The sequence below is a fragment of the Halomonas campaniensis genome, from assembly GCF_014193375.1.
Classification (GTDB): domain Bacteria; phylum Pseudomonadota; class Gammaproteobacteria; order Pseudomonadales; family Halomonadaceae; genus Halomonas; species Halomonas campaniensis.
Genome location: NZ_JACHZF010000017.1, coordinates 40,606 through 54,709 on the forward strand (window position 1 = coordinate 40,606; position 14,104 = coordinate 54,709).

At 72.7% G+C, this 14,104-nt stretch carries 11 protein-coding genes and 1 pseudogene; 6 read left to right on the forward strand and 6 right to left on the reverse strand.

Annotated elements, in window-relative coordinates; genetic code table 11:
• Nucleotides 1-69 precede the first annotated feature (69 nt).
• The 5 genes from BDK63_RS12355 to BDK63_RS12375 are packed head-to-tail and all read right to left on the reverse strand — an operon-like array spanning nt 70 to nt 5,251.
• On the reverse strand, nt 70-1,260 hold the full coding sequence (locus tag BDK63_RS12355; protein ID WP_183332391.1) for an acetyl-CoA C-acyltransferase: 1,191 nt from the start codon (nt 1,258-1,260) through the stop codon (nt 70-72).
• Complete coding sequence (locus BDK63_RS12360; RefSeq protein WP_183332393.1) at nt 1,257-2,540, reverse strand: ArgE/DapE family deacylase; 1,284 nt, start codon at nt 2,538-2,540, stop codon at nt 1,257-1,259. The genes BDK63_RS12355 and BDK63_RS12360 overlap by 4 nt, the downstream gene beginning before the upstream one ends.
• On the reverse strand, nt 2,540-3,193 hold the full coding sequence (locus BDK63_RS12365) for a 3-oxoacid CoA-transferase subunit B (RefSeq protein ID WP_183332396.1): 654 nt from the start codon (nt 3,191-3,193) through the stop codon (nt 2,540-2,542). Before BDK63_RS12365 ends, BDK63_RS12360 begins: the two co-directional genes overlap by 1 nt.
• The gene (locus BDK63_RS12370) at nt 3,183-3,884 is read right to left on the reverse strand and encodes a CoA transferase subunit A (RefSeq protein ID WP_183332398.1); all 702 of its coding nucleotides are present in this window, start codon (nt 3,882-3,884) and stop codon (nt 3,183-3,185) included. Before BDK63_RS12370 ends, BDK63_RS12365 begins: the two co-directional genes overlap by 11 nt.
• A complete protein-coding gene (locus BDK63_RS12375) occupies nt 3,881-5,251 on the reverse strand; it encodes an aminotransferase family protein (RefSeq protein WP_183332400.1) in 1,371 nt (456 codons plus the stop codon). The genes BDK63_RS12370 and BDK63_RS12375 overlap by 4 nt, the downstream gene beginning before the upstream one ends.
• A 112-nt stretch (nt 5,252-5,363) precedes the next feature.
• Here BDK63_RS12375 and BDK63_RS12380 point away from each other — a divergent pair, with 112 nt between their 5' ends.
• Nucleotides 5,364-6,284 carry a LysR family transcriptional regulator gene (locus BDK63_RS12380; RefSeq protein ID WP_183332402.1) on the forward strand — a complete coding sequence of 307 codons (921 nt, stop codon included), beginning with the start codon at nt 5,364-5,366 and terminating at the stop codon, nt 6,282-6,284.
• Nucleotides 6,285-6,381: 97 nt separating this feature from the next.
• Nucleotides 6,382-7,416, forward strand: a pseudogene (locus tag BDK63_RS12385) (histone deacetylase family protein).
• A gap of 36 nt (nt 7,417-7,452) precedes the next feature.
• On the opposite strand, the gene BDK63_RS12390 reads toward BDK63_RS12385, so the two are convergent.
• Nucleotides 7,453-8,403, reverse strand: a complete 951-nt coding sequence (locus BDK63_RS12390; protein WP_183332404.1) for a DNA-binding protein — start codon at nt 8,401-8,403, stop codon at nt 7,453-7,455.
• Nucleotides 8,404-8,666: 263 nt separating this feature from the next.
• Between BDK63_RS12390 and BDK63_RS12395 the strand changes: the two genes are divergently transcribed.
• From BDK63_RS12395 to recR, 4 genes are all read left to right on the forward strand, one after another.
• Nucleotides 8,667-10,937: a putative bifunctional diguanylate cyclase/phosphodiesterase gene (locus tag BDK63_RS12395; RefSeq protein ID WP_183332406.1), complete on the forward strand. Its 2,271-nt coding sequence runs from the start codon at nt 8,667-8,669 to the stop codon at nt 10,935-10,937.
• 93 nt (nt 10,938-11,030) lie between these two features.
• Nucleotides 11,031-13,040, forward strand: coding sequence for a DNA polymerase III subunit gamma/tau (dnaX, locus tag BDK63_RS12400; protein ID WP_183332408.1), 2,010 nt, complete (start codon nt 11,031-11,033; stop codon nt 13,038-13,040).
• 80 nt (nt 13,041-13,120) lie between these two features.
• On the forward strand, nt 13,121-13,447 hold the full coding sequence (locus BDK63_RS12405; RefSeq protein ID WP_183332410.1) for a YbaB/EbfC family nucleoid-associated protein: 327 nt from the start codon (nt 13,121-13,123) through the stop codon (nt 13,445-13,447).
• A gap of 2 nt (nt 13,448-13,449) precedes the next feature.
• Nucleotides 13,450-14,070, forward strand: coding sequence for a recombination mediator RecR (gene recR, locus BDK63_RS12410; RefSeq protein ID WP_183332412.1), 621 nt, complete (start codon nt 13,450-13,452; stop codon nt 14,068-14,070).
• Nucleotides 14,071-14,104 lie beyond the last annotated feature (34 nt).

A 14,104-nucleotide genomic window follows, 5' to 3' on the forward strand; every position in this document is an offset into this window, starting at 1 on the left:
TTGGTGGGACCCTCCTTTCCCGCCCGTGAGGCGGGAGTTTCGAAACTGGTCGGTTGCCGTCGTCACCCGTCATGCACGCTCGAGGATCACGGCGATGCCCTGGCCGCCGCCGATGCAGGCGGCCGCACAGCCGTAGCGCTTGCCCTCGGCTTGCAGGATGCGGGCCAGGGTGCCGGCCAGGCGGACGCCGGTGGCGCCGAGCGGGTGGCCGAGCGCCAGGGCGCCGCCCCAGACGTTGACCCGCTCGGGGTCCAGTGCCAGCTCACCCATGGCGTGCAGCGGCACGGCGGCGAAGGCCTCGTTGATCTCCCAGGCGTCGATATCGGCCACGGCGAGGCCCGTCCGGGCCAGCACGCGGTGGATGGCGGCCGCCGCCCCGGCGCCCATCCGCTCGGGTTCGACCCCGCAGTCGGCGACGCCCACCACCCGGGCCAGCGGCGTGGCGCCATGGCGCGCCAGCCCCTCCCCGGACATCAGCAGGGCGGCGGCGGCCCCGGAGGTGAGCGGCGAGCTGTTGCCGGCGGTCACCCGGCCGCCCGCCAGGAACACCGGGTCGAGGCCGGCCAGCCGCTCGGCGCTGGTGTCGGCACGGATATTGGCGTCCCGGGCGACCGGGTCGCCCCCGGCGTTGGCCAGGGCCAGGCGCTCGCCGTCGAAGCGTCCCGCGGCCTCGGCCGCGGCGGCTCTCTGGTGTGAGGCCAGGGCGAAGGCGTCCATGGCCTCGCGATCGATGCCGGCGGCCTCGGCCAGGCGCTCGGCGGTCAGGCCCATGTTCAGGGCCACGTCGAGCTCCAGCCACGGGGCCTGGCGCAGCGCGGCGGGGCGGGTCAGCACCCCCTCCTGGAAGAGCGCCGGGCCCATGGGGACCCGGGTCATGTTCTCGACGCCGCCGGCGATGCCCACCTCGATGGCGCCGGCCTGGATCTCCCGGGCGGTGCTGCGCAGGGCAGCGAGCCCCGAACCGCACTGCTGGTCGATCTGGCGGCTGGCACAGGCGCGGCCCCGCTCGCCGAGGCGCCCGGCGAGCCACAGCGGGTAGCGGCCGCCGAAGCTCCACTGCTCCTTGACCGGCAGGGCGCAGCCGACGCTCAGCTCCTCCACGGCGGCGCCGTCGAGGTCGCGGCGTTCCAGCAGGGCGTCGATCACGGCGGCCAGCAGGGCATCGCTGCGGGTATCGGCCCAGGCGTCCACCTCCGGCTTGCGGGGGTGGGCGCGGGTGAAGGCGCTGCGGGCGTAGTCGACGAGATAGGCGTCTCTCATGCGCTCGGCTCCTGTGGGGTGGCCTGCTGTCCCCAGCGGTGGAGGAACAGCGCGTAGGTGGTCAGCACGTGGCGGATGGAGTCGATCTCCACGCACTCGTCCACGCCGTGGATGCGCTCGGCCACCGGGCCGTAGCAGGTGCCGTTGATCCCCCCGGCGACGTGGAAGGCGCGCAGGTCGGTGGTGCAGGTGGCGAGGTAGTGGGCCGGCAGTTCCCCCAGCAGCGCTTCGTGGCAGGCCGAGAGCAGCCGGATGCCGGGAGTGTCCAGGTCGACCAGGTGGCCCTCGGAGCGGAAGCCGTGGAAGCTGACCCGGGGCGGGGGCGTGGCGTCGTCGAGCTCGGCATGGCGGGCCATGATGGCCTCGCGCACCCGGCGCATGGCCGCCTCGGGCGTCATGCCCGGCGGGAAGCCGACGCGCCCCTCGAGGATGGCGTGGGCCGGCACGCTGGAGGCCCAGTTGCCGCCCTCCACCCGCCCGACGCTGAGGTTGAAGGGGTGGGGGTGGCCTTCGTAGGGCGCCGGGCGGGGCAGGGCGTTGATCTCCGCTTCCAGGGCCTTGAGGGCGGGCAGGTACTGCTGCAGGGTCTCGATGGCATTGCGGCCGGCGGCGGTGTCCAGCACGTGGGCGGGCACCCCGTCGAGGCGCATGCGGAACCACAGCACGCCCACCTGGCCGCTCAGTATCCGGGCGCCGAAGGGCTCGGGGATCAGCACGAAGTCGCCGCCGTAGCCCTGGTGGAGGCAGGCCAGGGCGCCGTTGCCGGTGCACTCCTCCTCGATCACCGTCTGCAGGGTCAGCGGGAAGTCGATGGCCACCCCGGCCCGGCGTACCGCTTCCACCGCCATCACCATGGCGGCGATGCCGGCCTTCATGTCGCCGGCACCGCGGCCGTAGAGCCAGCCGTCCTTCTCCCAGGGCTCCCAGGGCGGCCGGGTCCACATGTCGGTGGGCTCGGCGGGCACCACGTCCAGGTGGCCGTTGAACACCAGGTGGGGCTTGTCGCTCTGGGGATTGAGCCGGCTGACCAGATTGTAGCGCCCCTCGCTCGACCATTCGGTGGGCACCCGGTGGGGGTGCTCGGCAAGGCCCGGGGCGTCCAGGGGCACCCGGGTCACCGGCAGGTCCAGCCGCGCGAGCCAGGCCTCCATGGTCTCCAGCGCGCCCTGCTCCCGGCCCAGCACGCTGTAGCCGCGCACCAGGTCGCGGGTCAGCGCCAGGGTGTCGTCCATCAGCGCTTCGCAGGCCGCGACGATGCGCGTCTCGGTGGCATCCAGCATCAGAACCTCCCCAGCCGTGATTCATCGATGAGCAGCGGTGCCTCGGTGGCCGCCTGCAGGTCGGCAGGGTCGAGCCCCTCGGCGATGTCCACCACGGCAAGCCCCGCCGGGGTGACGTCCATCACCGCCTTGTCGGTGATGATGCGCGACACGCAGCCGCTGGCGGTGAGCGGCAGGCGGCAGCGCGCCAGTATCTTGGGGTTGCCGTGCTTGTCATTGTGGGAGCAGAGCACCACCAGCCGCCTGACCTTCTGGGCCAGCTCCATGGCGCCGCCGATCCCCGGCGAGAACTTGCCGGGGATCTTCCAGTTGGCCAGGTTGCCGGCCGCGTCGACCTCGAAGGCGCCCATGAAGGTAAGGTCGACCCGGCTGCGCCGGATCATGGCGAAGGAGGTGGCGCTGTCGAAGACGCTGGCCCCGGGGCGGGTGGTGATGTAGGCCCCGCCGGAGTCGATCATGTCGTGGTCCGGCGCCTCGCCGTCGCGGCGCGGCCGGCAGCCCAGCACGCCGTTCTCCGAGTGCACCAGCACCTCCATCTCGTCGGGCAGGTAGTGGAAGAGGCGGGTCGGCAGGCCGATGCCGAGGTTGACGATCTGGCCGGGGATCACCTCCCGGGCGGCCCGGGCCAGGATGCGCTGGGTGTCAGAGGCCATGGGGGCGCACTCCCTGTTCGCTGGTGGCACGGTCGACCTGCACCACCTGGCTGACGAAGGCGCAGGGGGTGTGGATGGCATCGATGGGCAGCTCGCCCGGCGCGTCGAGGCGGTAGGCCTGGGCGATCACCTGCTCGGCGGCCATGGCCATCAGCGGGTTGAAGTTGCTGGCGGTGGCGCGGTAGATCAGGTTGCCGTAGCGGTCGGCCCGCTCGGCGTGCACCAGGGCGACATCGGCGTGCAGGGCGGGCTCGATGCCCCAGCAGCGGCCGTCGAGCTCGATCTCCCGGCGACCCGCGGCGATCTCGGTGCCCAGGCCGATGTCGGTGAGAAAGCCCCCGTGGCCGGCGCCGGCGCAGCGGATCTTCTCGGCGAGCAGGCCCTGGGGGTGGAAGCTCACCTCAAGTCGCCCGGCATTCATCGCCTCGATGGCGGTGCGGTTGAGCCCCAGGTGGGAGGTGATCAGCCGCCTGACGCGGCCGGCCTCGATCAGCCTGCCGATGCCGATGCCGGGCTCGTTGGCGTCGTTCTTGATCAGGGTGAGCCCGCCCTGGCCGGATTCCAGCAGGGCGTCGAGCAGTGCGAAGGGGGTGCCGGGCGAGCCGAACCCGCCGACCATGATCGTCGCCCCCTCGGGGATGGCGGCCACGGCCGCCTGGATGTCGCGGACCTTCTCGGTGAGCAGCGTCATGACGGGCGGACCTCCGTCGGCCGGGCGGTGGGGGCAGCGGCCTCGTCGGCCAGCGCCCGGTCGAAGCGCGCCATGGCCCGCGCCAGGCGCTCGAGCAGGGTCTCCACCTCCGCGGCGGTGATGGTCAGCGGCGGGGTGACCAGGAAGTGGTCGCCGGCCACGCCGTCCAGGGGGCGGCGGGGGTAGATCAGAAGCCCCGCTTCCCGGGCCAGGGCGGTGATCTGGGCGAAGCGGTTCTGCTCGGCGGGGAAGGGCTCGCGGGTCGTCGGGTCGGCCACCAGCTCCACGCCCCACAGCAGGCCGAGGCCGCGCACCTGGCCGACCCAGGGATAGCGCCCGGCCAGCGCCCGCAGACCGGCCCCGAGCTGCTCGCCGCGCGCCCGAGTGTTGGCCAGCAGCCCCTCGCGGCGGATCGCCTCGATGACGGCGAGGCCGGTGGCGCAGGCCAGCGGGTTACCGGCGTAGGTATGGCCGTGCTGGAAGCCTCCTCTCGCCATGACCTCGGCGACGATGTCGCTGCGAGTCAGCAGTGCCCCCACCGGGTAGTAGCCCGCCCCCAGTCCCTTGGCGGTGGCCAGCAGGTCGGGGACGACGCCGTAGTGCTGCCAGGCGAACCAGGCGCCGGTGCGGCCCACGCCGGTGAGCACCTCGTCGAGGATCAGCAGGCAGCCGGCCTCGTCGCACAGCGCGCGGATGCCCTTGAGGTAGCGCTCGCCCAGCAGCCGGGCGCCGGTGCTGGCGCCGCCCACCGGCTCCAGCACGAAGGCGATGATCGACTCGGGGCCGGCGGCCTCCATGGCCGCGCGGGTCTCGGCCAGCACCCGGTCCACATGGGCGTCGTCGTCGGCGTCCCGGTGGCGGTAGAAGTCCGGTCCCGGCACCTTGAGCGAGGCGTGGATGAGATCGGTGAAGGGGGCCTCCAGGGGCCGGTAGCCGGTGACGCCCAGCGCGCCCAGGGTGCTGCCGTGGTAGGAGGGGCGCAGCGAGACGAAGCGCCGCCGCCGAGGTTCGCCGATGGCGACGAAATACTGCCGGGCCAGCTTGAGGGCCGACTCCACCGCTTCCGAGCCGCTGGAGACGAAGAACACCTTCTCCAGGGCGCCGCCGGTGAGTTCCACCAGGGCATGGCCCAGGGCCAGGGCAGGGGCGCTCTCGAACTGGGTGCGGTAGGTGAAGGCGACGCGGTCGAGCTGGGCCAGCATGGCGTCGCGGATGTCCTGGCGACCGTGGCCGAGGTTGCAGGAGATGGCGCCGGAGCAGCCGTCCAGGTATTCCTTGCCCTGGGTGTCCCAGAGGGTGACGCCGTCGGCGTGGCTGACTTCCGGCAGGGCGGGGCCGGCCTGGTAGAACAGCGGAGAGTCGGTCATCGAGGCTTCCGTTTGTCGTTATGGTGATGTGAGGAGGCTCGATGCAGTCTAGGTAGCCGCGTCAGAATATTTCAATATATGATGTTTTTACCGAATTCGATGAGTTTGAGTCATGGCGGACGTGACCATCCACTCCCTCAAGGCGCTGGCGGTCTTCAAGACGCTCTACGAGGCGGGCAGCGCCTCCCAGGCGGCGCGGACCCTGGGCATCACCCAGTCCGGGGTCAGCCGCTCGCTGGCCCAGCTCGAGGAGAACCTCGGGATCCAGCTGTTCCTGCGCGAGAAGAACCGCCTGGTGGCCACCCCCGAGGCCGGCGAGCTCTACGACGAGATCCTGCGGCTGATGGGCAACATCGAGGAGCTGCGCCACAGCGTGCTGGCGCTCAAGGAGTTCGGCACCTCGCGGCTGCGGATCGCCTCGATCCCCGGCCTCTCCTTCGGTTTCGTGCCGAGCCTGGTGGCGGCGCTGCTGGAGGAGAATCGCCGCTTCAGCGTCAGCCTCGACATGATGTCCAGCCACGAGGTACAGCTGGCCGTGGAGTCGAGCCATGCCGATATCGGCTTCGTCACCCTGCCGGTGGCCTCGCGGGTGCTGGAGGTGGAGCCCTGGTTCACCACCGAGGCGGTCTGCCTGCTGCCGGCGGCCCACCCCCTGGCGGACCAGGCGCGGATCGGCATCGAGGACCTGCGCGACCAGCACCTGGTGATCAGTAACCAGCCAAGCATCAGCACCAACCCGCTGCTCGAGCTGGTCGCCCGTCACGGCATCCGCATCGCCGGCAAGACCGAGGCCAATATCGGCACCATCACGGCGCTGGTGGCCAACGGCGTGGGGGTCACGGTGATGAACCCGGTGACCGCCCGGGACCAGCTCTCGTCCGGGGACCCGGTGGTGGTGCGGCCGTTCCACCCGGCCATGGCGTTCGGCTTCGGCCTGGTCTATCGCGGCGAGTGGAAGCGTGCCCGGGCCCTGGACTTCCTGCGCGAGCGGGGCCGGGGGCTGGTGGCGCGCTACACCGCCACCCCGGGGTAGGTCGCCGGGCACGGCAGGGCACCGCCGCGACCCGGCGGGGATGGCGCGCCCAGGCGGCGCATGGCATGGTCACGGCATGACCCTTCAGGATGGCAGGATGATCACCTTTCACAGCGAGACCACCAAGGCGCGCCGGGCGCGCACCGAACTGGATGGCGGGCGGCTGGTGGCGCCCTACTAGTGCCCCGAGCGCGTCGACCTGGTGCTGGCGCGGATCCAGGCATCGGGCCTGGGCGAGGTGCGTGCCCCCGGCGACTACGGCCTGGCGCCGGTCCTGGCGATCCACGACCGCGACTACGTCGACTTCCTGGCCGGCTGCTGGGAGGCCTGGCAGGCGGCCGGCCGCCAGGGCGAGGCCATTGCCTGGGTCTGGCCGACCCGGACCATGCCCGGGCGACGCATCCCGGTGCACATCGACGGCCGACTGGGCCATTACGCCCTGGGCGCCGATACCTCCATCTGCGAGGGCACCTTCGAGGCCGCCATGGCCAGCAAGGACGTGGCGCTGGCCGCGGTGGACCACCTGCTGGCCACCGGCGAGCCGGCCTTCGGGCTGTGCCGTCCGCCGGGACACCATGCCGCCACCGACCAGTTCGGCGGCTACTGCTTCTTCAACAATGCGGCCATCGCCGCCCAGCGAGCCCTGGACGCCGGCCACGCCCGGGTGGCGGTGCTGGATATCGACTTCCACCACGGCAACGGCACCCAGCAGATCTTCTACGCCCGCGACGACGTGCTGTTCCTGTCGCTGCACGGCGATCCGCTGCACTGCTTCCCCCACTTCCTGGGCCATGCCGAGGAGACCGGCGAGGGCGCAGGCGAGGGCTTCAACGTCAACTACCCGCTGCCGCCGGGCACCGGCTTCGCGGCCTGGGCCGAGGCCCTGGAGGATGCGCTGGCCCGCATCCGCGAGGCGGGCTGCGAGCTGCTCGTGGTGTCGCTGGGGGTGGATACCTTCGAGGGCGACCCGATCAGCGCCTTCCGGCTGGCCAGCGACGACTTCCTCGAGGTGGGGCGGCGCCTGGCGCGGCTCGGGCTGCCGACGGTGTTCCTGCTCGAGGGCGGCTACGCGGTGGAGGAGATCGGGGTGAACGTGGTCAACGTGCTGGCGGGGTTCGAGGGCCGCGGCTGAGGCGCGGCCCTCGGGGCCTGGCGGTGAGCGAGGGGCTCAGCCCTTCTGGCCGCGCTGGCGCTGCTGCACCTGCAGCGCATCCATGCGGCTCTTCAGGGCGGCCTGGGTGGCCTGCAGCGCCTCGGCGCGGATCTCCGCCTTGGTGGCGCGCTGGCCGGCCTCCTGCGCCTGCTTCAGGGCGTCCTGGCGGGTGCGCTCCACGGCATCCAGCCGCTCCTTGTGCTCGGCGCGCAGCTCGGCCACCTCCTGGCGGTGGCGGGTGCGCTCGGCCTGGAGCTCCTTCTGCACGCCGGCCAGCTGTTCGGTCTTCTCGCCGGCCTGGGACAGGGCGGCGTCGCGCTGGGTCTCGGCCACCGCCTGGCAGCGCTCGGCCTGGACGCGCTCCCCCTCGGCGCCGCGCACGCGGCGCTCGGCGGCCAGCCGCTCCTGCTGGGCGGCCTCGAGCTGCTCCTTGAGCATCGCCACCTGCTGGCGCGACTGGATCAGGGCCTCCTGTGCCTCCCGCGCCGCGCGACGCTCGCTCTCCAGTTCGCCGCTGAGGTGCTCCGCCTCGGCCTTCAGCGCCTCCCGGCGCTCCCGGGCCTCGTCCCGCTCCGCCTCCGAGCGCTGCAGGTGGCCCTCCAGCTCGGCCACGCGCCGCTCCAGGGCCTCGCCGCTCTCGGCCAGGGTGGCGGCATCGGCGCGCGCTTCCTCCGCCGCCTGCTCCCCCTCGGCCCGGGCGGCCGCCACCTGGCGCGCGATCTCCCGGGTGAGGGCGTCGACCAGGTCGTCGGGCGGCACCGGTGCCGCCCGCGGCGGGGTCGGGCGCGTGTCGCGCCAGGTTGTCAGGTGGCGCTGGATGCGGTGGGGCGAACCGCCGCCCAGGTGCTCGCAGACCCGCTGCAGGGTCGGCTCCGCGCCGCGGTTGATCAGGTTCTCGGCGGCGGCGGCCACCTGCTCCTGGGTCATGCCGGCCGTGGGGCCGGTGTCGGGATGCTCTCGGCTCATGTCTTCCCTGCGTGATGGCGTGCCGTTCTCTGGGCCTTGCGGCCCCAGACTAGCACAGCCCGCCGGCGGGGAACCCTGCGCCGTTCGCATGGCAGCGGGAGCGTCGGCGGTCGGCGACGAATGGGCTTGGAGGATTGCGGGGAGCGGACCACACTGGTAGCGACAGCGGCCGGCCAGAGGAAGCGAGGGGTATGGCAATCAGGCGAGGGTTCGAGCATGGCCGGTAGCGACCCGTGCCAGGCAGGTCGGGCGGGGCGACGGCCATGAAGCGGTCGCAGCGGCGCATCGTGCTGCTGGCGATGCTGGGCATCCTGGTCACCGGGAGCCTGGTGGCGCTGGCCACTGCCTGGCCGCTCTTCCAGGCCCATCGGCAGAGCCTGGAGGCCACGACGGTGGTCAGTGCCACGGCCCAAGCCGAGTCCCTCGAGCACCTGCTGGCCCGCTATCGCGACGTCTCCCGCCAGCTGGCCAGCCGCACCGAGATCCGCCGGCGGCTGGCCCGCTATGCCGGCGGCGAGCTTGAGGGCGAGGCGCTGGCCGAGTACACCCGCCCCCGGCTGGAGGATGCCATGCACCAGTCCGGGGAGATGGTCGGCCTGCTCCGGCTGGGGCCCGGCGACGAGCCGCTGCTGGCCATCGGCCAGGCGCCGGACGGGATCGTGGCGGGCGACGTGTCGGCGCTGTCGGTCACCGAGCGGCTGGTCATGCGGGACGACGAGCCGCTGCTGGAAGTGGTGTCGCCCATCTACGCCGCCGGCGGCCAGCGCATCGGCACCGACCGGGTCTTCTTCCGCCTGGACGGGTTCGCGGCGCTGCTCGACGAGGGTGGACGCTTCGGCGGCGATGCCCGCCAGTGGCTGCTGGGGCCGCCCGGCGAGACGCTGCTGACCCGCGGGGCCGCCGGGCGGCTGGTCCGCGACGGCGAGCGTCCCCCGCCGGGGGCGACGCAGCGGGATGACCTGGCGGCGGGGCATGCGGGCCTGCTGCGAGAGGGGGGCTGGCGAGAGGGACGGCTGCTGGTGCATGCCCCCCTGGCGACCCCCGGCTGGGGGCTGCTGGTGGAGATTCCCGCCGCGGGCTTCTACGGCTCGGTGCTGCGCGAGCTGACCTGGCCGGCGGTCACGGTGCTGCTGCTGATGGCGCTCGGGGCGCTGGCCACGCTGCGCACCCTCTCCCCGCTGATGTCCCACATCAACGAGCAGGCCGGCCGCCTGCGCCTCTCGGCCGACTACGATGCGCTCACCGGCCTGCCCAACCGCTCCCACCTGAGCCGGCGCCTGGACCGGGCACTGGCGCGAGCCCGGGAGGAGCGAGGCCAGCTGGCGGTGCTGTTCCTCGACCTGGACCACTTCAAGGGCATCAACGACAGCCTGGGGCACGCCCTGGGCGACCGGCTGCTGCAGTCGGTGGCGCGCCGCGTGGCCGGCGTGCTGCGCGACGAGGATGCCCTCGGGCGCCTGGGCGGCGACGAGTTCCTGCTGGTGCTGGAGGAGCTGCACGACCCGACGGACGCCAGCCGGGTGGCCGGCAAGCTGATCGATGCCCTGCTGCAGCCCTTCGACCTGGAGGGCCACGAGATCTTCATCGGCGCCTCGGTGGGCATCAGCCTCTACCCCCAGGACGGCCGCAGCGCCGAGACCCTGATCCAGCGCGCCGACACCGCGATGTATGGCGCCAAGGCCCTCAAGCGCAATACCTGGCAGTTCTTCACCCCGGCGCTGGGCGAGGCGAGCCGCGAGCGTTTCGCCATGGACGTGGGGCTGCGCCGTGCCCTGGAGCATGACGAGCTGGTGCTCCACTACCAGCCCCAGGCGGAGGTGGCGAGCGGCCGGTTGTTCGGCGCCGAGGCGCTGGTGCGCTGGACGACCCGTGAGGGCGAGGTGGTGGGGCCCGGGCGCTTCATCGCCCTGGCCGAGGAGGCCGGGCTGATCCACGCCATCGGTCGCTGGGTGCTCGGCGAGGCGTGTCGCCAGGCCCGCGAGTGGGAGCTTGCGGGCCTGCCGCTGCGGGTGGCGGTCAACCTCTCGGGGCTGCAGGTGGCGCAGGGGGATATCGTCGCCGACGTGCGCGCCGCCCTCCACGAGAGCGGGCTGTCGCCGTCGCGGCTGGAGCTGGAGATCACCGAGGGATTCATGATCGGCCATGCCGACGAGGGGCTCGCCCGGCTGCATGACCTCCACCGGTTGGGCGTAGCGCTGTCGGTGGACGACTTCGGCACCGGCTACTCCTCGCTGGCCTACCTCAAGCGGCTGCCGGTGCAGACCCTGAAGGTCGACCGCTCCTTCCTCGACGATGTCCCCGGCGACCCGGCGGGCGAGACCCTGGTGGCGGCGATCCACTCGCTGGCCGAGAAGCTGGAACTCGAGGTAGTTGCCGAGGGGGTGGAGCGTCCCGAGCAGCTCGCCTTCCTGCAGCGCCTCGGCTGTCGCTACTACCAGGGCGAGCTGCTGGGCGAGCCGCTGGCGGCCGAGGCCTTCGCGCGGCGATGGACCCGGGCGTCGGCCTTGCTTTCCGCGGCCGGCCCCAGTCGCTAGAATGAGCGATCCCCGTCGGGCGTCGGGGTCGGGCATCGCGCCCGGCCACCGTCTCACCCCGCCGTTCGCCTAACCGCAAGGATTCCGCGCTGCATGAGCTATCAGGTTCTGGCCCGCAAGTGGCGACCGCGTACCTTCCATGAACTGGTCGGCCAGGAGCATGTCCAGCGCGCGCTGGTCAATGCCCTGGACCAGGGCCGGCTGCACCACGCCTACCTGTTCACCGGTACCCGCGGGGTGGGCAAGACCACCCTGGCGCGAATATTGGCCAAGTGCCTGAACTGCACGGCGAAGGGGGTTGGCGACGAGGGCATCACCTCGACGCCCTGCGGCGAGTGCGACAGCTGCCGGGCCATCGACGAGGGGCGCTTCGTCGACCTGATCGAGGTCGACGCCGCCTCGCGCACCAAGGTCGAGGACACCCGCGAACTGCTCGACAACGTGCAGTACGCGCCGACCCAGGGGCGCTACAAGGTGTACCTGATCGATGAGGTGCACATGCTCTCCACCAGCAGCTTCAATGCGCTGCTAAAGACCCTGGAAGAGCCGCCGCCCCACGTGAAGTTCCTGCTGGCCACCACCGACCCGCAGAAGCTGCCCGCCACGGTGCTGTCGCGCTGCCTGCAGTTCACCCTCAAGCACATGCCGCCGGAGCGCATCGTCGACCACCTGGCCAGGGTGCTCGAGGCCGAGGCCGTGCCCTTCGAGGAGAGCGCCCTGTGGCTGCTGGGGCGTGCCGCCGAGGGCTCCATGCGCGATGCCATGAGCCTCACCGACCAGGCCATCGCCTTCGGGCAGGGGCGGGTCGAGCATGCCGACGTGGCGGCCATGCTGGGCACCCTGGACCAGCGGCACGTGCTGGCGCTGGTCGAGGCCCTGGCCGAGGTGGACGCCGCCCGCCTGCTGGCCGAGGTGGCGGCGCTGGCGGAGCGCGCGCCCGACTTCGCCTCGGTGCTCGACGAGGTCACTGCCGTGCTCCACCGCCTGGCCATCGCCCAGATGGTGCCGGAGGCGCTGGACAACGGCCACGGCGACCGCGACGCCCTGCTGGCGCTCGCCGCACGCTTCACCGCCGAGGACGTGCAGCTCTACTACCAGATCGGCATCCAGGGGCGGGGCGACATGGAGCACGCCCCGGACCTGCGCAGCGCGCTGGAGATGACCCTGCTGCGCATGCTGGCCTTCCGCCCCCAGGGCGTGCCCCGGCCGGCGAAGACGCCGCTGCCGCTGCGTGGCGACCCCGGGCGCCAGGGCGACCCAGGTGCCGATACCGGCGCGGCAGCGGCGGCACCCGCCCGGGGCCCTGACGCCGCGCCGGAGGTCCCTGCGCCAGATCCCGGCGCGGCGTCGCCCGTCGCCCCCGCGACGGCCCGGGCGGAACCCGAGCAGCCGGCGCCGGTCGCGCCGGAATCCGCCGAGCCGCCCGCGGCGATGGGGCCCGCCGCCGATGAGGAGCCGCCGCCCTGGGTCGAGCAGGCCCCGGCGCCGGAACCGGAGCCGGAACCCTCGGTGGCACCGCCCGTCGACGCTCCGGCATCCGTGCCCGGCCCCGCGGCGGGGTCACCGGCGGGCACAGCCGAGGCTGAGCCCGAGCCCCAGCCCGAGCAGGCGCCGGCGCCCGCCATGGCGGGCCCGTCACCGGCCGAGGCCGACCCGCCCGCGGCGCGCCCCGACGAGGCGGCGGGAGCTGGGGCCCCGGAGGGCGTCTTTGGCCACGCCGACTGGCTGGCCGGCTTCGAGGCGCTGGGCCTCGGCGGGCTGACCCGCAACCTGGCCGCCAACTGCGTGGTCGAGGACGACGACGGCACGCGCCTGCAGCTGCGCCTCGATCCTTCGCTCTCGGCGATGAAGGCCGATATCCATATCGAGCGCATGCAGCAGGCCCTGGCCGAGCACGGCGTGGTCCGCCGGCTGGTGGTCGAGGAGGGGCCGCTGCCCGAGGCGGTCGAGACGCCCCGCCAGCAGGCTGAGCGCCTCGCCGCCCAGCGCCATGCCGAGGCGGTGGCGGCGCTGCACCGCGACCCCCATATCCAGAAGCTCCAGCAGGCCTTCGGGGCCCGGCTGATCGAATCCACGGTGAAGCCCGCCGCCGCCCGTCACTGACCGTGCGTCACGGAACGGCGGGTCACCGACGACGTCAGAGACATCACACCATCACGACCACAGCAGAGAGAGGACTTCCCATGATGAAGGGTGGAATGGGTAACCTGATGAAGCAGGCCCAGGAGATGCAGGAGAAGATGCAGCGCATCCAGGAGGAGGTCGCCAAGGCCGAGGTCCAGGGCGAGGCCGGTGCCGGCATGATCAAGGTCACCATGAATGGCCGCCATGACGTCAGCAAGGTCGACATCGACCCCAGCGTCATGGAAGAGGACAAGGAGCTGCTCGAGGACCTGCTCGCCGCCGCGGTGAACGACGCCGTGCGCAAGGTCGAGGCCAGCTCCAGGGCCAAGATGGAAGAGGCGACCGCCGGGCTGAACTTGCCGCCGGGCTTCAAGATGCCTTTCTGACGATGAGCTTTTCCCCCCTCGTCGAGAAACTGATGGAGTCGCTGCGGGTGCTGCCCGGCGTCGGGCCCAAGACGGCCCAGCGCATGGCCATGCACCTTCTCGAGCGCGACCGCGACGGCGGCCGCCGCCTGGCGAAGGTGCTGGACGAGGCGCTGGAGCGGGTCGGCTACTGCCGGCGCTGTCGGACCCTCACCGAGGAGGAGGTCTGCGCGCTGTGCGCCAGTGCCCGCCGCGACGACCGCCTGCTCTGCGTGGTGGAGTCACCCGCCGACCAGCTGGCCATCGAGGACGCCGGCGGCTATCGCGGCCGCTACTTCGTGCTCCACGGCCATCTCTCCCCGCTCGACGGCATCGGCCCCGAGGACATCGGGCTCGAGCAGCTCGAGGCCCTGGTCGCCGGGGGGGAGGCAGCCGAGGGCGGCGTGGAGGAGGTGATCCTCGCCACCAACCCCACGGTGGAGGGCGAGGCCACCGCCCACTACATCGCCGCCCAGCTCGCGCCCCACAGGGTGCGGCTCTCGCGGCTGGCCTATGGCGTCCCCATGGGGGGCGAACTCGAGTACGTGGACGGCGGCACCCTGAGCCGCGCCTTCAACGGCCGCCTGCCGTTCCTGGGCGAATGAGCCCCCTGACGATTCCCGACCTGCCGGAACCCCC

What these genes read in the sequence shown, in the direction of transcription:
- BDK63_RS12355 (WP_183332391.1), bottom strand. Translation starts at nt 1,260, where the DNA reads ATGAGAGACGCCTATCTCGTCGACTACGCCCGCAGCGCCTTCACCCGC.
- BDK63_RS12360 (WP_183332393.1), bottom strand. Translation starts at nt 2,540, where the DNA reads ATGCTGGATGCCACCGAGACGCGCATCGTCGCGGCCTGCGAAGCGCTG.
- BDK63_RS12365 (WP_183332396.1), bottom strand. Translation starts at nt 3,193, where the DNA reads ATGGCCTCTGACACCCAGCGCATCCTGGCCCGGGCCGCCCGGGAGGTG.
- BDK63_RS12370 (WP_183332398.1), bottom strand. Translation starts at nt 3,884, where the DNA reads ATGACGCTGCTCACCGAGAAGGTCCGCGACATCCAGGCGGCCGTGGCC.
- BDK63_RS12375 (WP_183332400.1), bottom strand. Translation starts at nt 5,251, where the DNA reads ATGACCGACTCTCCGCTGTTCTACCAGGCCGGCCCCGCCCTGCCGGAA.
- BDK63_RS12380 (WP_183332402.1), top strand. Translation starts at nt 5,364, where the DNA reads ATGGCGGACGTGACCATCCACTCCCTCAAGGCGCTGGCGGTCTTCAAG.
- BDK63_RS12390 (WP_183332404.1), bottom strand. Translation starts at nt 8,403, where the DNA reads ATGAGCCGAGAGCATCCCGACACCGGCCCCACGGCCGGCATGACCCAG.
- BDK63_RS12395 (WP_183332406.1), top strand. Translation starts at nt 8,667, where the DNA reads ATGAAGCGGTCGCAGCGGCGCATCGTGCTGCTGGCGATGCTGGGCATC.
- dnaX (WP_183332408.1), top strand. Translation starts at nt 11,031, where the DNA reads ATGAGCTATCAGGTTCTGGCCCGCAAGTGGCGACCGCGTACCTTCCAT.
- BDK63_RS12405 (WP_183332410.1), top strand. Translation starts at nt 13,121, where the DNA reads ATGATGAAGGGTGGAATGGGTAACCTGATGAAGCAGGCCCAGGAGATG.
- recR (WP_183332412.1), top strand. Translation starts at nt 13,450, where the DNA reads ATGAGCTTTTCCCCCCTCGTCGAGAAACTGATGGAGTCGCTGCGGGTG.